Source organism: Microbacterium sp. ISL-103 (genome assembly GCF_018613995.1).
Lineage (GTDB): Bacteria > Actinomycetota > Actinomycetes > Actinomycetales > Microbacteriaceae > Microbacterium.
The window spans coordinates 1-3,172 of record NZ_JAGGPD010000299.1; the positions used below are offsets into that span (position 1 = coordinate 1).

The following is a 3,172-nucleotide window of genomic DNA, read 5'->3' on the forward strand; positions in this document are numbered from 1 at the left end:
CCCCGTATGTGCTCGCGCAGATCTTCGGCGGCATTGCCGGCACCCTCCTCGCGGGGGTCATGTTCGACACCGGCCCCGCGTTCTCGTCCAACGACCGCGTCACAGGCGGGCACTTGGTCGGGGAGGTGGTCGCCACCGCGGGGCTCGTGCTGCTGATCTTCGCATTCGCCCGCACGGGCAAGGGCTCGGCCACGGCGGCCGCGGTCGGCGCGTACATCGGCGCCGCCTACTGGTTCACCAGCTCCACATCGTTCGCGAATCCCGCGGTGACGATCGCCCGCATGTTTACCGACACGTTCGCCGGTATCGCACCGTCGTCTGTTGCGCCGTTCATCGCTGCACAACTCGTCGGGGCTGCCATCGGCCTCGCGCTGCTGCTCGCCCTCTATCCAACCGCCGCCCGCACGGCCGGCGACGTCGTGGTCCCTCAACAACTCGAAACCCAGCCCTGAAAGGCAGGCTCATGCATCTTGTAGCGATCGGTGGAAGCGACGCCGGAATCTCCACCGCCCTCCGCGCCCGCGAACTCGACCCGTCCGTCGACGTCACCGTCGTCGTGGCCGACGCCTACCCGAACTTCTCGATCTGCGGCATCCCGTACTACTTCTCCCGCGAAGTGCAGCCCTGGCAGTCGCTCGCCCACCGCACCCACGCAGACCTCGAAGCCACCGGCATGAACCTCCGTCTGGACACCCTCGCCACGGGCATCGACGTCGACGGCCGTCGCCTCACGGTCCGCGACGCGAACGGCAGCGAATCAACCATCGCCTACGACGAACTCATGGTCGGCACCGGAGCGTCCCCGTCAACCGCCGGCATCGCAGGTCTTGACCAGCTCGGCCCCGACGACGGCGTGCACCTGTTGCACTCGATGGGCGACACGTTCGCGCTCGAGAAGTACCTCGACGACCACCAGCCCGAGACGGCAATCATCGTCGGAGCCGGCTACGTCGGCCTCGAAATGGCCGAAGCTCTGACCGTGCGGGGCCTCCAGGTCACCCAGCTCCAGCGCGGCCCCGAAGTCCTCTCCACCCTCGACCCCGAACTCGGCTCACTCGTCCACGACGAACTCACCAGACACGGCGTCGACGTCCTCACCGGTACGCGCGTCGAAGCCGTCACCCGTGACGGCGGCAGGATCACCGTCACCGGTGTCCACGACGGAGAGGCACTCGCCCGCACCGCCGACGTCGTGCTCATCGTCGTCGGCGTGCGCCCCAACACCAGCCTTCTCGCCGCAGCCGGCGCAACCACGGGCGCGGGTGGCGCTGTGGTCGTCGACGAGCGGATGCGCACCGGCCTGCCGAACGTGTGGGCGGCCGGCGACGGAGTGGTCACCCACCACCGCCTCCTTGGGGTCACCTACCTCCCCCTCGGCACCACGGCGCACAAGCAAGGACGCGTCGCAGGAGAGAACGCGATCGGCGGCGACACCCGATTTGCGGGAAGCCTCGGCACACAGGTCGTGAAGGTGTTCGACGTCGTGGCCGCACGCACAGGACTCCGCGACCATGAGGCTGTTGCAGCTGGCTTCGCGCCGCACAGTCACACCGTGATCGCGGATGACCACAAGCGGTACTACCCCGGTGCGACGCCCATCAGCATTCGCGTTACGGGGGACACCCGAGATGGCCGTCTGCTCGGCGCGCAGCTCGTCGGTACTCGCGGCGCAGAGATCTCCAAGCGCGTCGACACGTATGCGACGTCCATGCATCATGGGATGACGGTCGAGGCAATGAGCGACCTCGACCTCTCGTACACGCCTCCGCTCGGCTCCCCGTGGGATGCCGTGCAGGTTGCAACTCAAGCGTGGGAGCGTGAGACGCGCCTGTCGGTATCAGCGGTGTGAGAGTCCGCCGATACTAAGCGTTTCCAGCGGGAGATGAATTGGGAAAGGCCTCTCTCTCACCCTCCCGCTCGGGTACCCATGGGATGCCGTGCTCATGCCGATGTGTTGTCCGGGCGTAAGCGTAGGGCGACCCACCAGGCGCAGCGGCGACAGATGAACACTCCGTCGTCGCGAAGGGCATGCAGCTTCCTACGGGGAAGCGATCGCCCGCAGCATGCGCACACCTGGTCGGAGTCAGTCGCCATGAGTGAGGATCGCGTCTCGGATCTGCGCGATCGTTGGGGAACCGGCCAGACCTTCCGGGGTCGCATAGATTCGGCAGGCTAGGTCGGCGCTGAGGTCCGCACCCGGGAAGAGGTCTTTCCCGTTCAGGGTGATCGTGGGGGACCCCGCGAAGGGGACTTCCGCTGCGTCCTCTTCGGTGCGGATGAGTCGATAGCGCAGTTCTGTTGCTTCGTAGCCCGCTTCTCGGAGGGCCGCGGTGACACGGTGCCCGGCTTCGATCCAGCTAGGGCATTCAGCGATGTGTAACAGTTCGATCTTCATGGTTCTTAGGATCCTCTCTTCTTGCATGGATGCTGGGTATAAAGCGGCCCCCGCTCGACTGCCGCGGGCCTCATGGCATTGTCTGCAACTCGTCGCGGTGCCGCGCATGCTAACAGGGGGCTATACGCTGCCTACTTTTCATCCGGAGGCGTTCGTTCTTGGGATCGCTGTCGTTCCGCGCGCAGTTGCTGTTCAATTCGTGCGTGTGCCCTTCGTTCGTTGCGGTCTGCTCGAATGATGGATCGTAGGACGAACCAGAAGGCGGCGACGACGCCGATGGTCGGGATGATGGACCAGAGGGCATTGGCCCAGTAACTATCGAGAATCATGGTCGCTTCCCGGGGACTCACGCAGCACCAGTGCGAGTCCACCGATGGTAAGGATGAAGGCCGTTTCGTAGCTTCCGAGCGTGTATATCCAGAGTGACTGTTCGTCGGGCGGGGTTGTGTCGATGAGGAGGTGAGCTGCGATCAGTGCGACGGCGGCGAGAATGAGGAAGACGCCAACGCGTACGAGGCGATCGTGAAGCCGGTGTCGGGAGGGCTGGCTCGTGCGCGGGGCTGAGCGGGCGGGGATGTGTGGCTGGGAGCGGTGTCGAGCTCGGTGCGGGTGGCGGATCATCTGAAGATGGCTCCGATGAGATAGAAGCTCGCGATGGCGAGCATCACGGCGAGGGCTGTGGCGCAGGCGATGAAGACAGATATGCGTCGGAAGGGGTTGCGGCGCTGGATCATGGCGACCGTTCTGGTGTGTGTCGTCTATCGGGCGGGAGGGAGG

Annotated in this window: 3 protein-coding genes; 2 read left to right on the forward strand and 1 reads right to left on the reverse strand. The window is 65.5% G+C overall.

Annotation, left to right across the window (positions count from 1 at the left end):
• Both J7E68_RS11555 and J7E68_RS11560 read left to right on the forward strand, forming a co-directional pair.
• On the forward strand, window positions 1-452 hold a 452-nt coding region (locus J7E68_RS11555), incomplete at its 5' end, for an aquaporin (protein WP_215172723.1).
• Window positions 453-463: 11 nt separating this feature from the next.
• Entirely contained in the window at window positions 464-1,849 is a 1,386-nt protein-coding gene (locus J7E68_RS11560; protein ID WP_215172725.1) for an FAD-dependent oxidoreductase, read from the forward strand.
• Between the two features lie 234 nt (window positions 1,850-2,083).
• On the opposite strand, the gene J7E68_RS11565 is transcribed toward J7E68_RS11560, so the two are convergent.
• Window positions 2,084-2,395: a thioredoxin family protein gene (locus J7E68_RS11565; protein WP_215172726.1), complete on the reverse strand. Its 312-nt coding sequence runs from the start codon at window positions 2,393-2,395 to the stop codon at window positions 2,084-2,086.
• Window positions 2,396-3,172 lie beyond the last annotated feature (777 nt).

Coding starts and splice junctions, on each gene's coding strand:
- J7E68_RS11560 (WP_215172725.1), top strand. CDS start 464: ATGCATCTTGTAGCGATCGGTGGAAGCGACGCCGGAATCTCCACCGCC.
- J7E68_RS11565 (WP_215172726.1), bottom strand. CDS start 2,395: ATGAAGATCGAACTGTTACACATCGCTGAATGCCCTAGCTGGATCGAA.